We start from the raw sequence: 15,338 nt of genomic DNA, 5'->3' as shown, positions 1-15,338 counted from the left end.
TAGGATTGGCCTTACATTGAACTGGTCCATTGGAAATGACCTCCTTGAGCAGATTTCGCATCCTTCTGATGGCATTGGCGCTGACCATCGGATCTTATGCGATCGCCTCGGCCTTGGCGGAGTTGACGGCGCTGGAGCGCACGACATTTCCCGCCGACGCAACCAAGATCGGCTCGCGCTGGACTGGAGACGTACCCTCCCCGCTGACAGCGCTCTCTCCCTTCGGGCCGGAACTCGAGAGCAATCATGCGTTGATCGCCGCGCTGCAGGCGATCGAGCTCGGCCAGCAATCACCGACGAACGTCCGATCGACAAAGCACGCCGCCGCTCTCGGCAGGGTCAGGCAGACGCTATCAATCTCGCCTTACAATCCTGAACTGTGGTTGGCGCTGGCGCTGCTTCAGGCCCAGCGCGACCCGCACGATCCCGTCGTGGTCGAGGCGCTGAAGATGGCGTATTCTATCGCGCCAAATGACGCACGATTGATGCCGGTTCGGATCGATCTAGCGGGTCGCTCCGATGCGCTCGCTATTCCCGACGTCAAGGATGTCGTACGCAGCGACCTCTGGCTGATTATGACCCGCCAGCCTGAGATGAAGTCGGCAATCGTGTCGGCTTATCGGCGAGCGTCAGTGCTCGGCAAGACTTTCCTTGAATCCGCTGTTGAATCGATCGATCCGTCATTCCTTAGGACACTGCGCGGTTGAAATTCGGGCACGCGACGGCTATACGAAATGCGGCGTAGCTGCCGGCCGAAGCACGAAACGCATGAATTTCAAGTTTGTCACTGCAAGATCGGTCCGTTGCTCGCCCACGCGCGAGCGGTTGATCGCAATCAAGGGAGCAAGCGCGATGTCGCGATCGTATGTCGGCCTTGTTACACTGGTCTCGGCTGTGATTGTATCGGTCATCCCAGCGCGCGCTGCCGACTACGCCGCCCACCCGCGGAAAGCCCGTGTTGCTGCAAGCGTGCTCCAGATCGATCGTGGGCCGAACCCCTATTGCGGTCCACGATGCGGTTGCCCGGCCGCGGTTTATGTTCGGCATCGCTCGCTCGAGGCCTCCTATTCCTACACCGTTGATCCGCGCACCAAGAGCGATGAACCTCGTTACTCCTATGGTCCGAGCCGGACTTACGTCCGGTACGTGAATCCCCGTAATCCCGATCTGGTGTTTCAATACTGAGCCGGCCCGGATTGCATGAACCGACCGGGGTCGGCGCGATCTGAGCTTTCGGCGTCTTTCATCGCTGTGGTGCACGGCCACGAGGACGCCGACCGGCTATTGGCATCCCACATCCTGCGTCTACGGATGCACGCCATCTGAAGCCAATTCAGGCGTATCCAATTTGATCGGGATCGCCGCGGTGACGATAAGCGGCGTCAGTGCTGATTATCAGGCCATTATGTCGTCAAGAAACAACAGTGCGACCGCGCTGGCGATTTGCTGTGCAGCGATTGGATTGGCTTTAGGAACCCGGCTTCGCCCGTTTTGTTTTGGTTCCACCGCATTTGCCATTCAAGGGCCCTCACGTTTTGTTACGAACTCCTTTACTGTAGACGGCCGAAAAGTTCCCGAACGCCCGCCCCGAACAAGCAACGGAATCCTTCAGTCACAAGATGTGGAGATCGTCACGCTCGAGGAGCTCGGCTGCAAAGCCCCGGTTGCCGGACGATATCCGCGTCTACGCTCTGACCGACATCCATGGCTGCTCCGATCTACTCAAATCGATGTTCACGGTGATCGATCGTGACCTGATGACCATCGGCCGGAGGCGGGCCATTCATGTATTCTTGGGAGATTACATTGACCGCGGCCCGGATTCCTCCGGGACAATCGAGCTCTTGATCGAACGCGCCCGGAAGCATGAGTCGATCTTTCTCAAGGGTAATCACGAAACGTTCCTGTTCGAGGTCCTCAGGAATCCCAAGCTGCTTCAGAACTGGAGACAGTATGGCGGTCTTCAGACACTGAGCTCTTACGGTGTTCAACCGCCGTTGAACCCGACCGTGAAGGAGCAGAAGGAATTGATCGATCAGCTTTCAGCAGCAATCCCCATGCATCATCGAATGTTTTTTGAACATCTGCGCGCCAGTTTCATCTGCGGAGATTTCTTTTTCGCCCATGCCGGCATAAGGCCGGGACTGCCGCTGGCCAGTCAACGCGAGGACGACCTGCTCTGGATCCGGGACGAGTTTTTGCTTAGCGAAAAGAAGCACGAGAAATACATCATCCACGGGCACACGCCCGTCCGGGAGCCGGACATTCGGCTCAATCGCGCCAACATTGACACAGGTGCCTACGCCACGGGTAACCTTACGCTGCTGACCATCCAGGGCAACCGGCTCCTGGCATTTTGATAGAGCCACGTGTCCCAGACGACCTCGCATCTAGGATCTCCCGCAAACCTGTCGATGCCAATCGAAAAGAAGAACCGGACGAAACCTATGGGGCGAGCATTTTCTCGCCTCGCCATATCGTCATCTCAGTTGCAATTGGGAGGCATTTTTCGCCTCGCGCCCCCGCTCACGGCATCTCCGTGACGCGGTAGCACGGCGGCTTGAGAGGGCGCTGGGAAATCGGGTTTCGGACCGCGATTCTTGTTCCTAGTTCTAGGTGCCTCCGCTTGCACTGGTTAGTAGGCTTCCTGGAACATCAAGGCTGCTGCCGTTCGCGCCATGATCTTCAGGTCGAGCCAGATGCTCCAGTTGCTGACGTACCAGACGTCATACTCCACGCGCTTTTCCATCAAGTCGATGGTCGGTGTTTCGCCACGGAATCCATTGACCTGCGCCCATCCGGTCAGGCCGGGTTTCATGTGATGACGGTAGATGTAGTTGCTGATGAGTTCGTCGTAATAGTTGTCGTGCGCGAGTGCATGGGGCCGCGGGCCGACCAGCGACATCTCGCCGCGCAACACGTTCCAGAGCTGCGGCAGTTCGTCGATGCTGGTCCGCCGCAGCACGCGTCCGACCCGCGTGACTCTTGCGTCGGTTCGCTTCGCCTGCGTGACGGTATGGCCATTCTCCGCCACCGTCATCGAGCGGAACTTCCAGATCTCGAACTGTTTGCCACTGAACCCGCGCCGCGACTGCTTGAAGATGATCTTGCCCTTCGAATCGAGCTTGATCATGATCGCGGCCGTCACCAGCAGCGGCGCCAGCATTAGTAGCGCGAACGACGCAAGGCCGACGTCCAGGCAGCGCTTCTGCACACGCTCGAACACGGTGAGCGGCGCGCGCTGAATCTCGATCGCAATCGTGCCGCTCACCGGCTGGAACGGACGCGAGACCAGATCGGCGATCGGAAAGTCGGGCAGCAGGCGGATCGGCTGAGGAACGACGCGCAGGTGCTGGCTCAGCTTCTGCAGAAGCGGCATTTCGTCCCAATCGACGACCAGAAGATATTCTTCCGCGTCGGCCGCGCGGGCCTGACGCACGACATCGCGAATCTCGCGATCCCAACCTGCGCCCTCTTCGGACGGATCCAGCACGAAGTGCCGCACGACGTTGAAGCCGTGCTTGCGCAGATCCTTGAAGCGGCCCGACGTGAAATCGAGCGGCTTGAGGCTTAGGAGAACAACCTTCCTGTCGACGAGGCGGCCCTTGGCATAGCTCGACGTCAGAGCGAAGCGCCACAGCACGCGAAGCCCGCTCAGAGCGACGCCGCCGGTCGCGGCGAACAGCAGCGTGGTCGCGCGCGACAGATCGGCGGAAGACTTCAGCAGAAACGCCTCGACGGTGAGAATGGTCAGCGAGATCACCCAGACGGCCAGCGTCTTGCGAAGCTGCCAGACTGTGTTCAGCAGGCGATGATGATCGTAGACGCCTTGGAAGTACGCGATCGTCACGAGCACCGCAGCGACGACGAGACCGGCTCCGATCGACGAATCCCGTTCGGCCACGAGCAGGCGGTACAGAGCACTCGCTGCGTAGTAGCTGAGCAGGACGGCGAGGAAGTCACCGGCGATCAGCGCGACTTGAAGGGGTCTTTGGAGGGCACCGCGACGGTTCGATAAGACCGAGTAGTAGTTTTCCGAACCATAAGTTGTTACAGCCATCCGAACCTCGCTGCCTCGTCCCGCACTCGCAATCGAAAATTGCAAGCAAATCGAATTGCATTTGTGATGCGATCGAACGAATGTCTAAATCAAACAAAGCAACATTGCGGCACTACAGCAAAAATGAGATCGATTTTCTGCAACGCAGCGTCGCAGCGCTCGAGTGCTCAAACTGTGTCATATGCTTGACATTGGAGTGAGCATCGCGCCGACTTTCGCATCGCGACATTTTCGATCATCACAGCCCGCACGTTTGAACGGCTATTCAACTGTGTCGTTTAAGCCGTTGTTAGTCCGCTGCCATTGACGCTCATGGCCGTTTCGAGGCGTTGTGGCGTGAGTACCGTCGTTGTTTTCTGTCTGTTGATCGGGTCGCTGCTGGGCGGGCGATCCCGAATCTTCATCCTGCCTCCCGCAACCATTCTCGGTGCCGCGATCCTCGGCACGATCTCGGCCTGGCAGGGAACCAGTCCGGCTCACGGCGTTGTTATGATCCTTGTCTTTGCGGCGACGCTTCAGCTTGGCTATTTCTGCGGCGCTTCTGTTCCGCGTTCGCGCACCGGTCTATCGCAGCAAGGCCGCACCGTCGTTCGACGGCCGAGGCTTCGGCTAGGCGCGACGCGTTTGCGCTTCGTCGTACCGCGCGGCTGATCCGTCAGGTGCAAATGAGCATTGTCCTTACATGAGTGGGAAAAAAGCGGCTCGTGGTGACCCGATCTCGCCGATAGCGTATTGACATGTCGGACGAAGTTCTTCGAAAAAGTCAGACTTCATGCTCACGACTGCGACCCAAAGCTCGCCCCGGCCGAGACTGCCAGACGGCGTCCGCATCTATGCGATCAGCGACGTCCACGGCTGCGCGCATCTGCTCGAGCAGATGTTCGTTGTCATCGATGCGGATATGTCGAACAGCCGGCCGTATCGTGCGATCGAGGTCTTTCTCGGTGACTACATCGATCGCGGACCTGACTCCCGCCGCACCCTCGATCTTCTTATCGGGCGCAGCCGCCGCCGCAACACGGTTTTTCTCAAGGGCAATCACGAAGCCTATTTCACCTCCGTGCTAGACGATCCCTCGCGCGTCGCCGACTGGTTTGGTTTCGGCGGACTCCAGACCATGATGTCATACGGGGTGTCGGCCTCGCCCAATCTCACCAAGTACGAACAATCCGATCTCGTGCGCGAGCTCACGTCCGCAATGCCGCCGCAGCACATCGCGTTCCTGCGCCAATTGCGGCCGACATTCACCTGCGGCGACTTCTTCTTCGTTCACGCGGGCGTTCGCCCCGGTGTCCCGCTGTCCGAACAGCGCGAGCAGGACCTGTTGTGGATCAGGGACGAATTTCTCCGGAGCAAGAAGCGCTTCGGCAAATATATCGTGCATGGCCACACACCGGTGCGCCAGGCCGAGTTGCTCGAGAACCGCGCCAATATCGATACCGGGGCATATGCCACCGGAAATCTGACCCTGCTGTCCATCCAGGGCAGCAGCATGCTCGCAATCTAGGCGCAGCATCCGCTCGCAGCATTGCGTCGGGCGCCGCAACCCGCCGTCAATTGGTGCTGCCGGTCGGAGGCCGGTATTCCGGAAAGCGGCTGAGCATCGCCGCTTTCAGGAATTTGAAATGGGCGATCGAGGCACCGAGCTCCTTGAGCCTGCGCTGGCCGTTCAGGATCTCCTTGTCGAACAGATCCTGGTGATGATTGTCCAGCGGCTCGCGCTCGAGATATTCATCATCGCCATTGCCGAAGGTCACCGCCGCCCGCGCCAGCACGTCTTCAACGCGGCGGTTAAGGCCCGACTGCTCACGCTCTGCCGCGTGCAGCGCGTCCTCGATCGCCAGCATGATGGCTTCGATACGCGTACGGTCGGTCTCGGCATCGCGCTCGGGGGACCGCGCGCGGAACGTCTGTTCTCCCCGGAAGCGGTCCCTCAGGAAGTTGTGGGTGCGGGCCCGCAGGAACAGTTGGAACATGCGTGCATTTCCGATTTGAAGTGCCAGACCGGAGGAAAATGGGACCGCGATGGTTAATAAAGGTTAAAGTCTCCGGGCGCTTCAGCGCGACTTTGTGCCATCCAGGCCTTCCAGGCCCCCTCATGCTTTGCATACAGCTCCAGCCAGCGCCGCTCGCCGGCCGCCTGCCACGGCGTATCGCCGTCGCGCGCGGCCTGCTTGCCCGCCTGCCCGAGGGATGACTCGCTGTCGAGCCGCTCGAACTCGAAGGTTTCCTCGGGGGTGAGACCTATCAGAACCCGCCGCCCGCCCGCGTCGACGAAATATCGGCGCGGGGCATTGTTCCTCGAACTTGTCATGACGCGCCACTCTTCCCGTCGTGATCGCGGATCGTTTGCATCTTCTCAGAATGCACGCCGCACCCGGGCGAACGATGGGTTTTGTCGAGACATCGTCGGACCATAGGACCGATGGAGCGGGTGACGCTCCCTGCGCCGGTGAGACCGCCACGCGCGCGCCGCGTAGCCCGCGGCGAAGCCGGCGAAGATCGAGACGATGATCGGGAACAGCGTCATTCGGAATTCTTCCCAGTTAAGGAGCGCCTTCATCCTTCTGATGCGGCATTCTCAGCTTCGAGTTGTGTCGACATCATGATGTACGCCGCCGATTTTCGTGTCAGGCTTGAGAAAATTTGGGCAGCACCATGCTTGCGAAGTGATCGCTTGCGCGTGCGTCAACCGAGGAACAAGAGGAACAATCGCACCAGCAACAGGGTGATGAAATACACCCAGCCTACCATCGCGATCAGCGCAACGCCGAAAAACGCGCCTTCAAAGGCCCGCTCTCTGAACCTCGTGAGAGGAAGTGCCGCTCGCGCTTTTTGAAGCATCTCGGCCTTCTCATTGGATCGTGTCGTTTGCACGATGATAGCCGAGCGAATTCGACGATCTCGTGACGGCTCGTTTGACAGAAGCGCAGATCCGTTCGCCGAGATCACCGCTCAACGCATGTGTCGCGATTGGATCAATTCTCAAACGAAGGCAGTGTGCGATCGCACCACGATGACTCGATCGGCGCTGACCGCTGTTGATTTGCGACGCGCGAGACATGGCGGCGCGAATCCGTGCGGAGCGTTCGACGCGCCATCGCTACTGCGTTTGGTGTCCCTCACGCTGATCGGCGACATCTGGCTTCGATCTCGGGCAGCGCTATCGCGTATGATAGCCAGCGCTTGGAGCGCTGAAGCTTTCACATCCGTCATCGCCGAGCACAGCAGTCCGGAGGATGGCGTCGCTTCCGCTCGCCAATGTCCCGGCCATCCACGCCTTGCCGCGCGGTACAAAGAACGTGGATGCCCGGGACAAGTCCGGGCATGACGATCTCCTGCAAACGAACACATGCGAATCGGCCTGTGATCCCTGGAGCCTGGTTCTGCGACAACTCGGACACGGCAGCAGAGCCTTCTCGTCCGCGGATATGGGCGTGCGGATCGGCCTCGGCCAGCTAAACTCCCGTGGTTATACGGTGCGCCACGCACCAATTTCATCCCGGTAAGGTTGAGCGGTTAGCTTAATCCGCGGTGTTTGTTGCGAAGTCTCGCCAATTGCCTATCCATCTTCGCACCGGGCTCCCCCAAAGCCCGGCCCCACCCAAGCAGAGCCGTCGAGCGCACATGGGTTCGCTTGGCGGCTTTGTCGTTGTGTCGATGCGAGAGGATCATTTCGGTTATGGCGCGCAAGCCCTGGTCGTTCAAGGAAGACCGCCGGCTCATGGAGCTGGCCAAGTCTTCAGCGTCGCTGGAAGAGGCGGCGAAGCAGCTCGGGCGATCGCCCGACGCGATCAAGCGCATGGCCTTGCGTCTCGGCCTGTCGCTGAAATCGAAGAGCACCAAGAAAGGTTAACGAGGACGCGAACGCCACGACTGGTTCGAGCCGGAACGGCCGGCCGCCCGGCGCGTTATTTCCGCGTGAAATAACCGAGGTTTCGGTCGTGTCACATTTTGCCATTGTCGCCCTTGTGGCCTGGCTCGCCTTCAACATTGCGTTCGTGGCGCTCCGGCTGTGGGTTACCCGCCCGCGCAAGCACCGAAGCCGCACAGATTGCCGCCAAGCCAGCGCTGTTCGCGTCGGAGCACGTTCGTACCGCGGGATGTAGTGCTGTTCCAGGCAGCCGATGCGAACGGAACAATCGAGCGCCGGTGACTGAAGGGCTTGAGCGCCAACAAGCTGACACCATCACGGTGGACGCATCGACGGCACTGGTGGCCTGACCCGTCCTGGTGGAATCCTTCGCCAGAGCCAGTGTGGACGACCTTAACGATGTTCGCGTCTTTCGCAGCGACGTCCGTCTCGGGTGGCTAAGATGCGGTAATGCGTCGAAACCATTTCATCGCAGCCGCGGCCATCTGCCTTGCGCTCATCGTCTACGCCACGCTTGCAAAGTTGGCGGGCAGGCCTGCCCTCGCGGGCCACGCCGAAGCCTATTGGGTCGTCGTCATTGAGCGCTTCAGCGCCTACGGACTGTTGGGCTTCCTGTTGTCTTTCCTGCTGCCCGGACGCTTCATGCTGGCCTGCACTCTTGTGGTGGCCGTTGCCGGCGGGCTCGAGGTCATGCAAGCGCTCACACCTGACCGTGATCCGCGGATAATCGACGTGTTTGAAAAGGCGGCAGGCGGCACCGTGGGCGTCATGCTGGCTCAGACAATCCTGGCCTTCCTGCCAAGACCACCGACCTAGTCAGTCCGGGACGCCCACCTTGGCGGAGCAACAGACTCGGCCACACTGCGCCTGTCATATGTCACTTCCAGCGCCAACGGCTCGGCCATCCGCCGATGCGTCTCGCGCAATGCCGCGATCGCTCCGTCGAGATCGGGATCGGCTTCGCGGGTGGTCGCAAAAGAATTTCATCGTCAGCGCATCGTCCAGCTTGGCGGCTCTTGCGGCGATCAAGCGACAGATGCCTCGCGCACTCTCTGGCCTCCATCGCGCTGCAGCCGCAAAGGTGCAGGTGTCAACACGAGACCAAGCGAGCCTCGCTATGACGCCGGAGTCCTGGGGGACATGGAGGGATGGCGCGAACGCGATCGGCTATCGAGGCCCTTGGGCAGCTTGTCGGAATTGAGCTTCACGACGGCGCCTTTCACGTCGGTGACCGGCGTATCTTCCTGGCTGTAGATCAGCGTCGCCTCGAATTTCACGTCGGGCGCCTCCTTGGCCGTTCCGGAGCAGGTCGCCATCGCGCCCGTGCACACGCCCGACAGATTGACCACGACTTCATCCGGCCCGAACACGGTCGGCGGACCTTTCGAATGCCGCCTCGTGGTCAAGACGGCCGTGAAGCCATTCTCATCGACGTGGTACGAGCCGCCATAGGTGAAGAAGCTGTCGCTGCCCGAGATCCGCCCCTCGGCCAAATGCACGATACCGGTACCTTGGCCGAGCGGGGTCCTGAACCAGGCAGCGTATTTGCCCTCTCTCAGCATGAACAACATCCACCGTGAAATCAGCGGGTATTTGCGACCAACTCTGGGGCGCGACAATGACTGATCCGAAGGCCGTTGCGCGACGGTTAACGTTCCCCAAACCGAACGCGTCAAATTGCTTGCGACATCGCGCGGGTGTCGCAGGCGGCCAAATCAAAACAATTCTATCCCGTCATCTGCAGTGTCGGCGGTCCCGAGCCGAGGCGCGGCGGCAATCGACGAGAGCCCAAGCCCTTGCAGGAATTCGCGATGAACGTCGCGCTCGCGCTCCATCGTGTAGCGGGCGAAGAGATCGTCGAGCACCGTCTCGTCACCCGCCTGTAGCGTCGGCCTCCCTGCGACCGCGCTCGCCGTCTCGAGGCGCGAGGCGATCGCCGGCAAGGCCGCAGAGGCCTCGCCGAGCGTGCGCATCAAATCCTTCGCCGAATTCATCAGGCCTTCGAACTCGGCACCTTCATCGACCAGCCGGTTCATCAGCTTGCCTAGCCGCTCGTTGCCGGTCTCCACCTCGCGCAGCGCCTGGAGGATCTGCGGCTCGAGCTCGGCGAGTTGCCCGGGATCGCCCTTAACGCGAAGGTCCCTGAGATTGTTGGCCGATTGCTCGATGCTATCGAGCACGGGTCTTAAGCGAGTTGCGCCCGCCGCGACCTGGTCGGCGGTCGCTTTCAGTTCGTTGGCGATGACGACGAAGGCGCTGCCTCTGCTGCCGAGATGGCTGGCCTTGAGGCCGGCGTTCATGCCGATCAGGGTGATGTCGACTGTGGCCTCGGCGAGCCCGGCGATCGCCTGGCGGAACTTGGCCAGCGTGTCCTCGACGATTGCCAGCGCTTCATCAACCGAGCGGCCGGCATTCTCGCAGGTGGCGATTAAGGTCGAGGCCTGCGCGAGCGTGTGCTTGATGCGCGCCAGAAAGGAGGACGAGCCGTCATCCTCCGCGCCGAACAGCGCCCGGCCGCGTCCGACGATATCGCCCGCATCATTCAGGATGGCCGACAGCGTGCGAACGATCTGGCCGATGTCGCCACCGAACTCGCGCTGGGCATCCCTGAGCTGGGCCGCCTGTAGACGGCAGACGGCGCGAGCGCCGCTGCCGACCTCCTCCGCATCAGGTACGAGGCTCGGCGCCAGCTCCGGCCCCGAGGCCAGACGCAAACCATGGATGACGTGCTCCAGACGCTGACGCGTGCTGTCGCCGGCCTGAAGCGAAATGATCGAGCTGCCGACCACCTCGGCGATCTTCCTCGTGCTGGTGCCCGCGAGCTCGGCGAGATGAGCGCTTTTGCTGCGCTGGTCGCGCAATCCGGAATAGGCCGAGGCGAGCTCGGCGCTTCCGGACATCAGTTGCTCCCGGTAGCCGCCCTCGAACTCTCTCTGCCGGGTGGATGCCGTCGCAACTGCATCCGACAGGCGCTGCTGGTCCCGCGCGCAGCCTTCGATCGAGCGCTGCACCGCCTTGCCGAGGTCGTAGGCTTCCTGCGTGAAGGCGAGAAAGCCCTCGCGGTCGCCGTCGAGCGAAGCCGCCTCGATCCGCGCGCTGCGCGCGATGATCGTGATCATCTGGATGTGCTTGAACAATGGCTTGAGCAGCGAAGACGCCTCCGCGGTGCTCTTGCCGATGGTCGCGAGCAAGGCGCTCTCTGCGGGCAGCGCTTGCGCCAGCTCGTTCAGCCGCGCGGCGATCTCCTGCAACGCGGTCGCCGCACCCTCGATCGCGGATCCGGACAGCTCCCCGGACAGCGTCGCGAGACCCTGATTCAGCTCCTTGAAGATGATATGGCCGCGTCCGAGCTGGTGACCGACACGGGCGAAGACGTCCTCGATGCGTGAGGAGACATCCTCGATCGCAGCGATCGCATCACTGAGAGGGTTGGCCGGGATTACGGACATCGCGTTCAACCCGCCACCGCGGCATGGCCGGTCTGGTACCAGAGCATGATTTCGCGCGGGATCTGATGCAGTGACACGATCTTCTCGACCCCGCCACGGGTGATGGCCTCCTTGGGCATGCCGAACACGACGCAGCTCTCTTCATCCTGTGCGCGCGTCGAAGCCCCGAGCCTGCGCATCTCCAGGAGCCCGCGCGCGCCGTCGTCGCCCATACCGGTCATGATGACGCCGAGCGCATTGGCGCCGGCATGCTGGGCCGCCGAGCGGAATAGCACGTCGACCGACGGACGATGCCGCGACACCGGCGGGCCGTCCTTGATCGCGATCTGGTAGCGCAGGCCGATGCGCTGGAGCAGCATGTGGCGGGCACCGGGCGCGATATAGGCGCAGCCCGGCAAGACGGGTTCGCCGTCCTCCGCCTCCTTGACCCGGATCTGGCAGACGCCGTCGAGACGCCTGGCAAAGGCCGCGGTGAAGCCTGCCGGCATGTGCTGGACGACGAGAATGCCCGGGCAAGTCGGCGGGAGCAGCTCCAGCACGTCGTTCAGGGCTTCCGTTCCACCGGTCGAGGCACCGATGCAGACGATGCGCTCGGTCGTCGGCCGCACCCGGCCCTGCACCGGCGGCGGGATGATGGCGTCGGCCGTCAGCTTCTTCTCGATCATCCGCCGCTCCGCGCGCGGCCGCACGCGCGCGCGGGCGGCCGACTTGACGGCCTCGCGAAGACGCGTCGAGCATTCGAGCAGCGCCTGCCGGGTATCGATCTTCGGCTTCGGCACGATGTCGACGGCTCCGGCCTCGAACGCCTCGAACATCACGTTCGAGCCCTCCTCGGTAAGCGAGGAGCAGATGATCACCGGGATCGGACGCTGCGCCATGATCTTGCGCAGGAAGGTCATGCCGTCCATCCGCGGCATTTCGATATCGAGGATGATGACATCGGGAATCTCGTTCTGGAGGCGGCGCGCCGCGGCGAACGGATCGGAGGCTGTCCCCATCACCTCGATGTCGGGATCGTCATTGAGGATTGTCTGGAGGATTTGGCGCACCGACGCCGAATCGTCCACGATCAGTACGCGAACCTTCTCCCTCGGCATTTTGGGTTGCGCTCCGGCTAGACCTTGAAAATGGTGGGCTGAACCTGCTTCAGGCCAGGCACGGCACTGTGAATCATCGATTCCGAATGCCCGACCAGCAGATAGCCGCCGGGCCGCAAATGGCTGCGCAACTGCTCGATCACCTTGCGCTGGGTCTCGCGTTCGAAATAGATCAGGACGTTGCGGCAGAAGATGATGTCGACATCGCGGTCGACCGGATAGGATGCATCCATCAGGTTCATCCGCATGAAATGCGTCATGCGCCGCAATTCCGGCACCACCCGCACTTCGCCGCGCGACCTGTCCCGCGACGACAGGAAGTACCTCTTCACGAATTGCTCCGGCACCGGGGCGAGCACATCGCGGGCATAGATCGCGGTCCTGGCGAGACGCAGCACGGCGGTCGAGATGTCAGTGCCGAGGATGCGGTACTGAAACCGCGATCCGCTCCGCGTCATGTCGTCCAGCACCATCGCCGCCGTATAGGCCTCCATGCCGGTGGAGCACGCCGAGCTCCAGATCTTTAGGTTCGCGTTCCTGCGTCCGTGCAATTTGAGCAGGGCCGGGATCGCAACTTCCCTCATGAAGGTGAAGTGCTGCGGCTCGCGGAAGAAGTCGGTCTTGTTGGTGGTCACCACATCGATGAGATGGGTGAGCTCGGTATCGAAATTATCCGTTTCGAACAGATTGTCGACATACTCGTTCAGGTCGGAATAGTTCAGCGCGCGCACGCGCTTGTGCAACCGCCCTTCCAGCATCAGCCGTTTGCCGGGCGGCAGCTTGATGCCGACCTGGCCTTCGATCAGCTCGGCGATCGTCCGGAAGTGGCGGTCCGACAGATGCACGGCTGTATCCTGCACGGCCGGCATCATGCCCGCCTGCCTTGGCCCGCGATGGCCGCCTGCACTGAATGTCGGACCATGTGGGCCATCTCGAAACCTTGCGCGTCTGCGCAATCATTGAACTCGGGCCGGTCCACCCGTGACGGCAGGACCGGCCTCGAAAATGCTAGCGCTGAAACTCGGCGTCGCGGTCGTCCTCGCCGTCATTCATGTCGAAGGCGAAGCCGCCACCGCCATTGGCGGTCTTCATGACACGCGCCGGCCTTGCCTGGGGCTTCTTGGCCGGCCGATCGGCGGCCGCCATGGTAGCGGCCTTCGCGCGCAATTGAGTGACCGCCCGATCGATCGGCGCCGCCGCGTGGCCGTTCGCGGCGTGATCGATGCGGAAATAGGCGATGGTCGACTGGAGCTGCTCGGCCTGCGAGGCGAGCTCCTCCGAGGTCGAGGACACTTGTTCGGACGCGCTGGCGTTCTGCTGGCCCACCTTGTCGAGCTGCTGGATCGCCTGGTTGATCTGGGCCGAGCCGACGTCCTGCTCACGGCAGGCCGCGGTAATCTCCTCGACGAGTTCGGCGGTCTTCTTGATGTCCGGAACGAGCTTGGCGAGCATGGCGCCCGCCTCCTGCGCCACCTTGACGGTTTCGCCTGAGAGCGTGCCGATCTCGGCGGCGGCCGCCTGGCTGCGCTCGGCGAGCTTGCGCACCTCGGACGCGACCACCGCAAAGCCCTTGCCGTGCTCGCCCGCGCGCGCGGCCTCGACCGCCGCGTTGAGGGCGAGCAGGTCGGTCTGCCGCGCGATCTCCTGTACGATGGTGATCTTCTCGGCAATGGTCTGCATCGCACTGACGGCGCGCCCCACGGCAGCGCCGCTGGCTTCGGCGTCCTTGGCCGACTGCGCCGCGATCTTCTCGGTCTGATTGGCGTTATCGGCGTTCTGCTTCACGTTCGAGGCCATCTCCTCCATCGAGGACGACGCCTCCTCCGCCGACGAGGCCTGCTCGGTCGCGCCCTGCGAAAGCTGTTCGGCGCTTGCGGAAAGCTCCTGGCTGCCGGCCGAGACGTTCTGCGCGGCCGTGAGGGCCTCCGAAACGATCTGCCGAAGCTTTTCCACCATGCGCTCGAGCGCAAGGCCCAGCGTGTCCTTGTCAGACAGCGGCTTGGCTTCAACCGTGAGATTGCCCTGTGCGATCTCGTTGGCGACTGCTGCGGTGGCGTTCAGGTTCACCGTCATCGCATTCAGCGACTTGATGAGATCGCCGATCTCGTCATTGCTCGACGATTCGATCTTGCGGCTGAGATCGCCGACCGCAACGGCGTCGGCCAGACCGACGGCCTGCGTCAACGCGCGGCTGATGTTCATCGCGATCCAGGTTGCGGCGACCGCGGCGATCAACAGCGAGGCGATCACCAGGCTCATCAGCAGCATCTCGGCCCGCGAGCCATCCTGCTTGGACTGCTCGGCCTGCTCGGCCATGTTCTTCTTGACGTTCTTGATGTAGATGTCGGCCGCCTCCAGCGCGTCCGCGACAACCTTGCGGCCGTCATGCATGGAGCGGTCCAAGGCCTTCTGCTTGTCGGTCTTCGCAAGCCTGACCGTCTCGTCCTGATAGGCGTTCAGTTTGCCGAACGCCACGGAGAAATTCTCCATCAGTTTCTTGCCGCTTTCGGCGGCCGCGGCGTAAATCTCGTCCTTGGACTTCGTGAGCGCTTCGCGATTCTTGGCGAGGTCGGCCACGAACTGGTCGTATTCCGCGTCGCTCGCCGCGAGGATTGAGTTCTTCTCGGCACGCACCAGAAACAGAACGCCTTCCTTGAGCTCCGCGGCCTTCTCCATGCGGCCCGCACGGTTAACCAGAACCTCAGTGGTTCCAACCATGTCCGACAGTTTCACGTAGCCGACCGCGCCGGCGATCATGGAAAGCAGGATGACGACGCCGAAGGCGCTCGCAAGCTTGGCTTTGACGGTGAATCTCATGTCAATCTCATTTGGTTCGAATTGGGGGTGCGTACGCTTGC

At 61.9% G+C, this 15,338-nt stretch carries 16 protein-coding genes; 6 read left to right on the top strand and 10 right to left on the bottom strand.

The genetic code is table 11. From position 1 onward, the window contains the following. The first annotated feature begins 44 nt into the window (after positions 1 to 44). Together MTX21_RS37215 and MTX21_RS37210 are read left to right on the top strand one after the other, a co-directional pair. Entirely contained in the window at positions 45 to 707 is a 663-nt protein-coding gene (locus MTX21_RS37215) for a hypothetical protein (protein WP_280969407.1), read from the top strand. A 912-nt stretch (positions 708 to 1,619) separates the two neighbouring features. Continuing rightward, positions 1,620 to 2,360 carry a metallophosphoesterase gene (locus MTX21_RS37210; RefSeq protein ID WP_280969406.1) on the top strand — a complete coding sequence of 247 codons (741 nt, stop codon included), beginning with the start codon at positions 1,620 to 1,622 and terminating at the stop codon, positions 2,358 to 2,360. A gap of 275 nt (positions 2,361 to 2,635) precedes the next feature. Here the strand turns inward: MTX21_RS37210 and MTX21_RS37205 are convergent, their stop codons facing one another. Then, positions 2,636 to 4,060, bottom strand: a complete 1,425-nt coding sequence (locus MTX21_RS37205; protein ID WP_280969405.1) for an undecaprenyl-phosphate glucose phosphotransferase — start codon at positions 4,058 to 4,060, stop codon at positions 2,636 to 2,638. A 336-nt stretch (positions 4,061 to 4,396) separates the two neighbouring features. Between MTX21_RS37205 and MTX21_RS37200 the strand changes: the two genes are divergently transcribed. Both MTX21_RS37200 and MTX21_RS37195 read left to right on the top strand, forming a co-directional pair. Then, positions 4,397 to 4,711, top strand: a complete 315-nt coding sequence (locus MTX21_RS37200; RefSeq protein WP_280969404.1) for a hypothetical protein — start codon at positions 4,397 to 4,399, stop codon at positions 4,709 to 4,711. 121 nt (positions 4,712 to 4,832) lie between these two features. Then, on the top strand, positions 4,833 to 5,567 hold the full coding sequence (locus tag MTX21_RS37195) for a metallophosphoesterase family protein (RefSeq protein WP_280969403.1): 735 nt from the start codon (positions 4,833 to 4,835) through the stop codon (positions 5,565 to 5,567). A 46-nt stretch (positions 5,568 to 5,613) separates the two neighbouring features. Here MTX21_RS37195 and MTX21_RS37190 read toward each other — a convergent pair whose 3' ends face one another. From MTX21_RS37190 to MTX21_RS37175, 4 genes are all read right to left on the bottom strand, one after another. Continuing rightward, positions 5,614 to 6,036, bottom strand: a complete 423-nt coding sequence (locus tag MTX21_RS37190; RefSeq protein ID WP_280969402.1) for a hypothetical protein — start codon at positions 6,034 to 6,036, stop codon at positions 5,614 to 5,616. Between the two features lie 53 nt (positions 6,037 to 6,089). Then, positions 6,090 to 6,374 carry a hypothetical protein gene (locus MTX21_RS37185; RefSeq protein WP_280969401.1) on the bottom strand — a complete coding sequence of 95 codons (285 nt, stop codon included), beginning with the start codon at positions 6,372 to 6,374 and terminating at the stop codon, positions 6,090 to 6,092. 45 nt (positions 6,375 to 6,419) lie between these two features. After that, on the bottom strand, positions 6,420 to 6,590 hold the full coding sequence (locus MTX21_RS37180) for a hypothetical protein (protein ID WP_280969400.1): 171 nt from the start codon (positions 6,588 to 6,590) through the stop codon (positions 6,420 to 6,422). Positions 6,591 to 6,748: 158 nt separating this feature from the next. Beyond that, positions 6,749 to 6,904: a hypothetical protein gene (locus tag MTX21_RS37175; RefSeq protein ID WP_280969399.1), complete on the bottom strand. Its 156-nt coding sequence runs from the start codon at positions 6,902 to 6,904 to the stop codon at positions 6,749 to 6,751. 838 nt (positions 6,905 to 7,742) lie between these two features. Here MTX21_RS37175 and MTX21_RS37170 point away from each other — a divergent pair. After that, the gene (locus MTX21_RS37170) at positions 7,743 to 7,916 is read left to right on the top strand and encodes a hypothetical protein (protein WP_279371981.1); all 174 of its coding nucleotides are present in this window, start codon (positions 7,743 to 7,745) and stop codon (positions 7,914 to 7,916) included. Between the two features lie 468 nt (positions 7,917 to 8,384). Next, complete coding sequence (locus MTX21_RS37165) at positions 8,385 to 8,750, top strand: VanZ family protein (protein ID WP_280969398.1); 366 nt, start codon at positions 8,385 to 8,387, stop codon at positions 8,748 to 8,750. Between the two features lie 299 nt (positions 8,751 to 9,049). Here MTX21_RS37165 and MTX21_RS37160 read toward each other — a convergent pair whose 3' ends face one another. The 5 genes from MTX21_RS37160 to MTX21_RS37140 all read right to left on the bottom strand — a co-directional run bounded on the left by MTX21_RS37160 (position 9,050) and on the right by MTX21_RS37140 (position 15,297). Then, a complete protein-coding gene (locus MTX21_RS37160) occupies positions 9,050 to 9,496 on the bottom strand; it encodes a hypothetical protein (protein WP_280969397.1) in 447 nt (148 codons plus the stop codon). Between the two features lie 153 nt (positions 9,497 to 9,649). Beyond that, on the bottom strand, positions 9,650 to 11,383 hold the full coding sequence (locus tag MTX21_RS37155; protein ID WP_280969396.1) for a chemotaxis protein: 1,734 nt from the start codon (positions 11,381 to 11,383) through the stop codon (positions 9,650 to 9,652). A 5-nt stretch (positions 11,384 to 11,388) separates the two neighbouring features. Then, positions 11,389 to 12,480, bottom strand: coding sequence for a chemotaxis response regulator protein-glutamate methylesterase (locus MTX21_RS37150; protein ID WP_280969395.1), 1,092 nt, complete (start codon positions 12,478 to 12,480; stop codon positions 11,389 to 11,391). A gap of 17 nt (positions 12,481 to 12,497) precedes the next feature. Beyond that, positions 12,498 to 13,352 (bottom strand): CheR family methyltransferase, encoded by an 855-nt coding sequence (locus tag MTX21_RS37145; protein ID WP_280969394.1) that lies wholly within the window; start codon positions 13,350 to 13,352, stop codon positions 12,498 to 12,500. A 136-nt stretch (positions 13,353 to 13,488) separates the two neighbouring features. Next, positions 13,489 to 15,297 (bottom strand): methyl-accepting chemotaxis protein, encoded by a 1,809-nt coding sequence (locus MTX21_RS37140; RefSeq protein ID WP_280969393.1) that lies wholly within the window; start codon positions 15,295 to 15,297, stop codon positions 13,489 to 13,491. Positions 15,298 to 15,338 lie beyond the last annotated feature (41 nt).

The sequence above is a fragment of the Bradyrhizobium sp. ISRA430 genome (assembly GCF_029909975.1).
Taxonomy (GTDB): domain Bacteria; phylum Pseudomonadota; class Alphaproteobacteria; order Rhizobiales; family Xanthobacteraceae; genus Bradyrhizobium.
The sequence above is the reverse complement of the archived record's forward strand: the minus strand, read 5'-3'. Positions and strand labels throughout refer to the sequence as shown.

Excerpts from the sequence above, each read along its gene's own strand:
- MTX21_RS37150 (WP_280969395.1), bottom strand. The coding sequence starts at position 12,480 with ATGCCGAGGGAGAAGGTTCGCGTACTGATCGTGGACGATTCGGCGTCG.
- MTX21_RS37165 (WP_280969398.1), top strand. The coding sequence starts at position 8,385 with ATGCGTCGAAACCATTTCATCGCAGCCGCGGCCATCTGCCTTGCGCTC.
- MTX21_RS37190 (WP_280969402.1), bottom strand. The coding sequence starts at position 6,036 with ATGTTCCAACTGTTCCTGCGGGCCCGCACCCACAACTTCCTGAGGGAC.
- MTX21_RS37140 (WP_280969393.1), bottom strand. The coding sequence starts at position 15,297 with ATGAGATTCACCGTCAAAGCCAAGCTTGCGAGCGCCTTCGGCGTCGTC.
- MTX21_RS37205 (WP_280969405.1), bottom strand. The coding sequence starts at position 4,060 with ATGGCTGTAACAACTTATGGTTCGGAAAACTACTACTCGGTCTTATCG.
- MTX21_RS37195 (WP_280969403.1), top strand. The coding sequence starts at position 4,833 with ATGCTCACGACTGCGACCCAAAGCTCGCCCCGGCCGAGACTGCCAGAC.
- MTX21_RS37210 (WP_280969406.1), top strand. The coding sequence starts at position 1,620 with ATGTGGAGATCGTCACGCTCGAGGAGCTCGGCTGCAAAGCCCCGGTTG.
- MTX21_RS37155 (WP_280969396.1), bottom strand. The coding sequence starts at position 11,383 with ATGTCCGTAATCCCGGCCAACCCTCTCAGTGATGCGATCGCTGCGATC.
- MTX21_RS37185 (WP_280969401.1), bottom strand. The coding sequence starts at position 6,374 with ATGACAAGTTCGAGGAACAATGCCCCGCGCCGATATTTCGTCGACGCG.
- MTX21_RS37175 (WP_280969399.1), bottom strand. The coding sequence starts at position 6,904 with ATGCTTCAAAAAGCGCGAGCGGCACTTCCTCTCACGAGGTTCAGAGAG.
- MTX21_RS37145 (WP_280969394.1), bottom strand. The coding sequence starts at position 13,352 with ATGATGCCGGCCGTGCAGGATACAGCCGTGCATCTGTCGGACCGCCAC.
- MTX21_RS37180 (WP_280969400.1), bottom strand. The coding sequence starts at position 6,590 with ATGACGCTGTTCCCGATCATCGTCTCGATCTTCGCCGGCTTCGCCGCG.
- MTX21_RS37160 (WP_280969397.1), bottom strand. The coding sequence starts at position 9,496 with ATGCTGAGAGAGGGCAAATACGCTGCCTGGTTCAGGACCCCGCTCGGC.
- MTX21_RS37170 (WP_279371981.1), top strand. The coding sequence starts at position 7,743 with ATGGCGCGCAAGCCCTGGTCGTTCAAGGAAGACCGCCGGCTCATGGAG.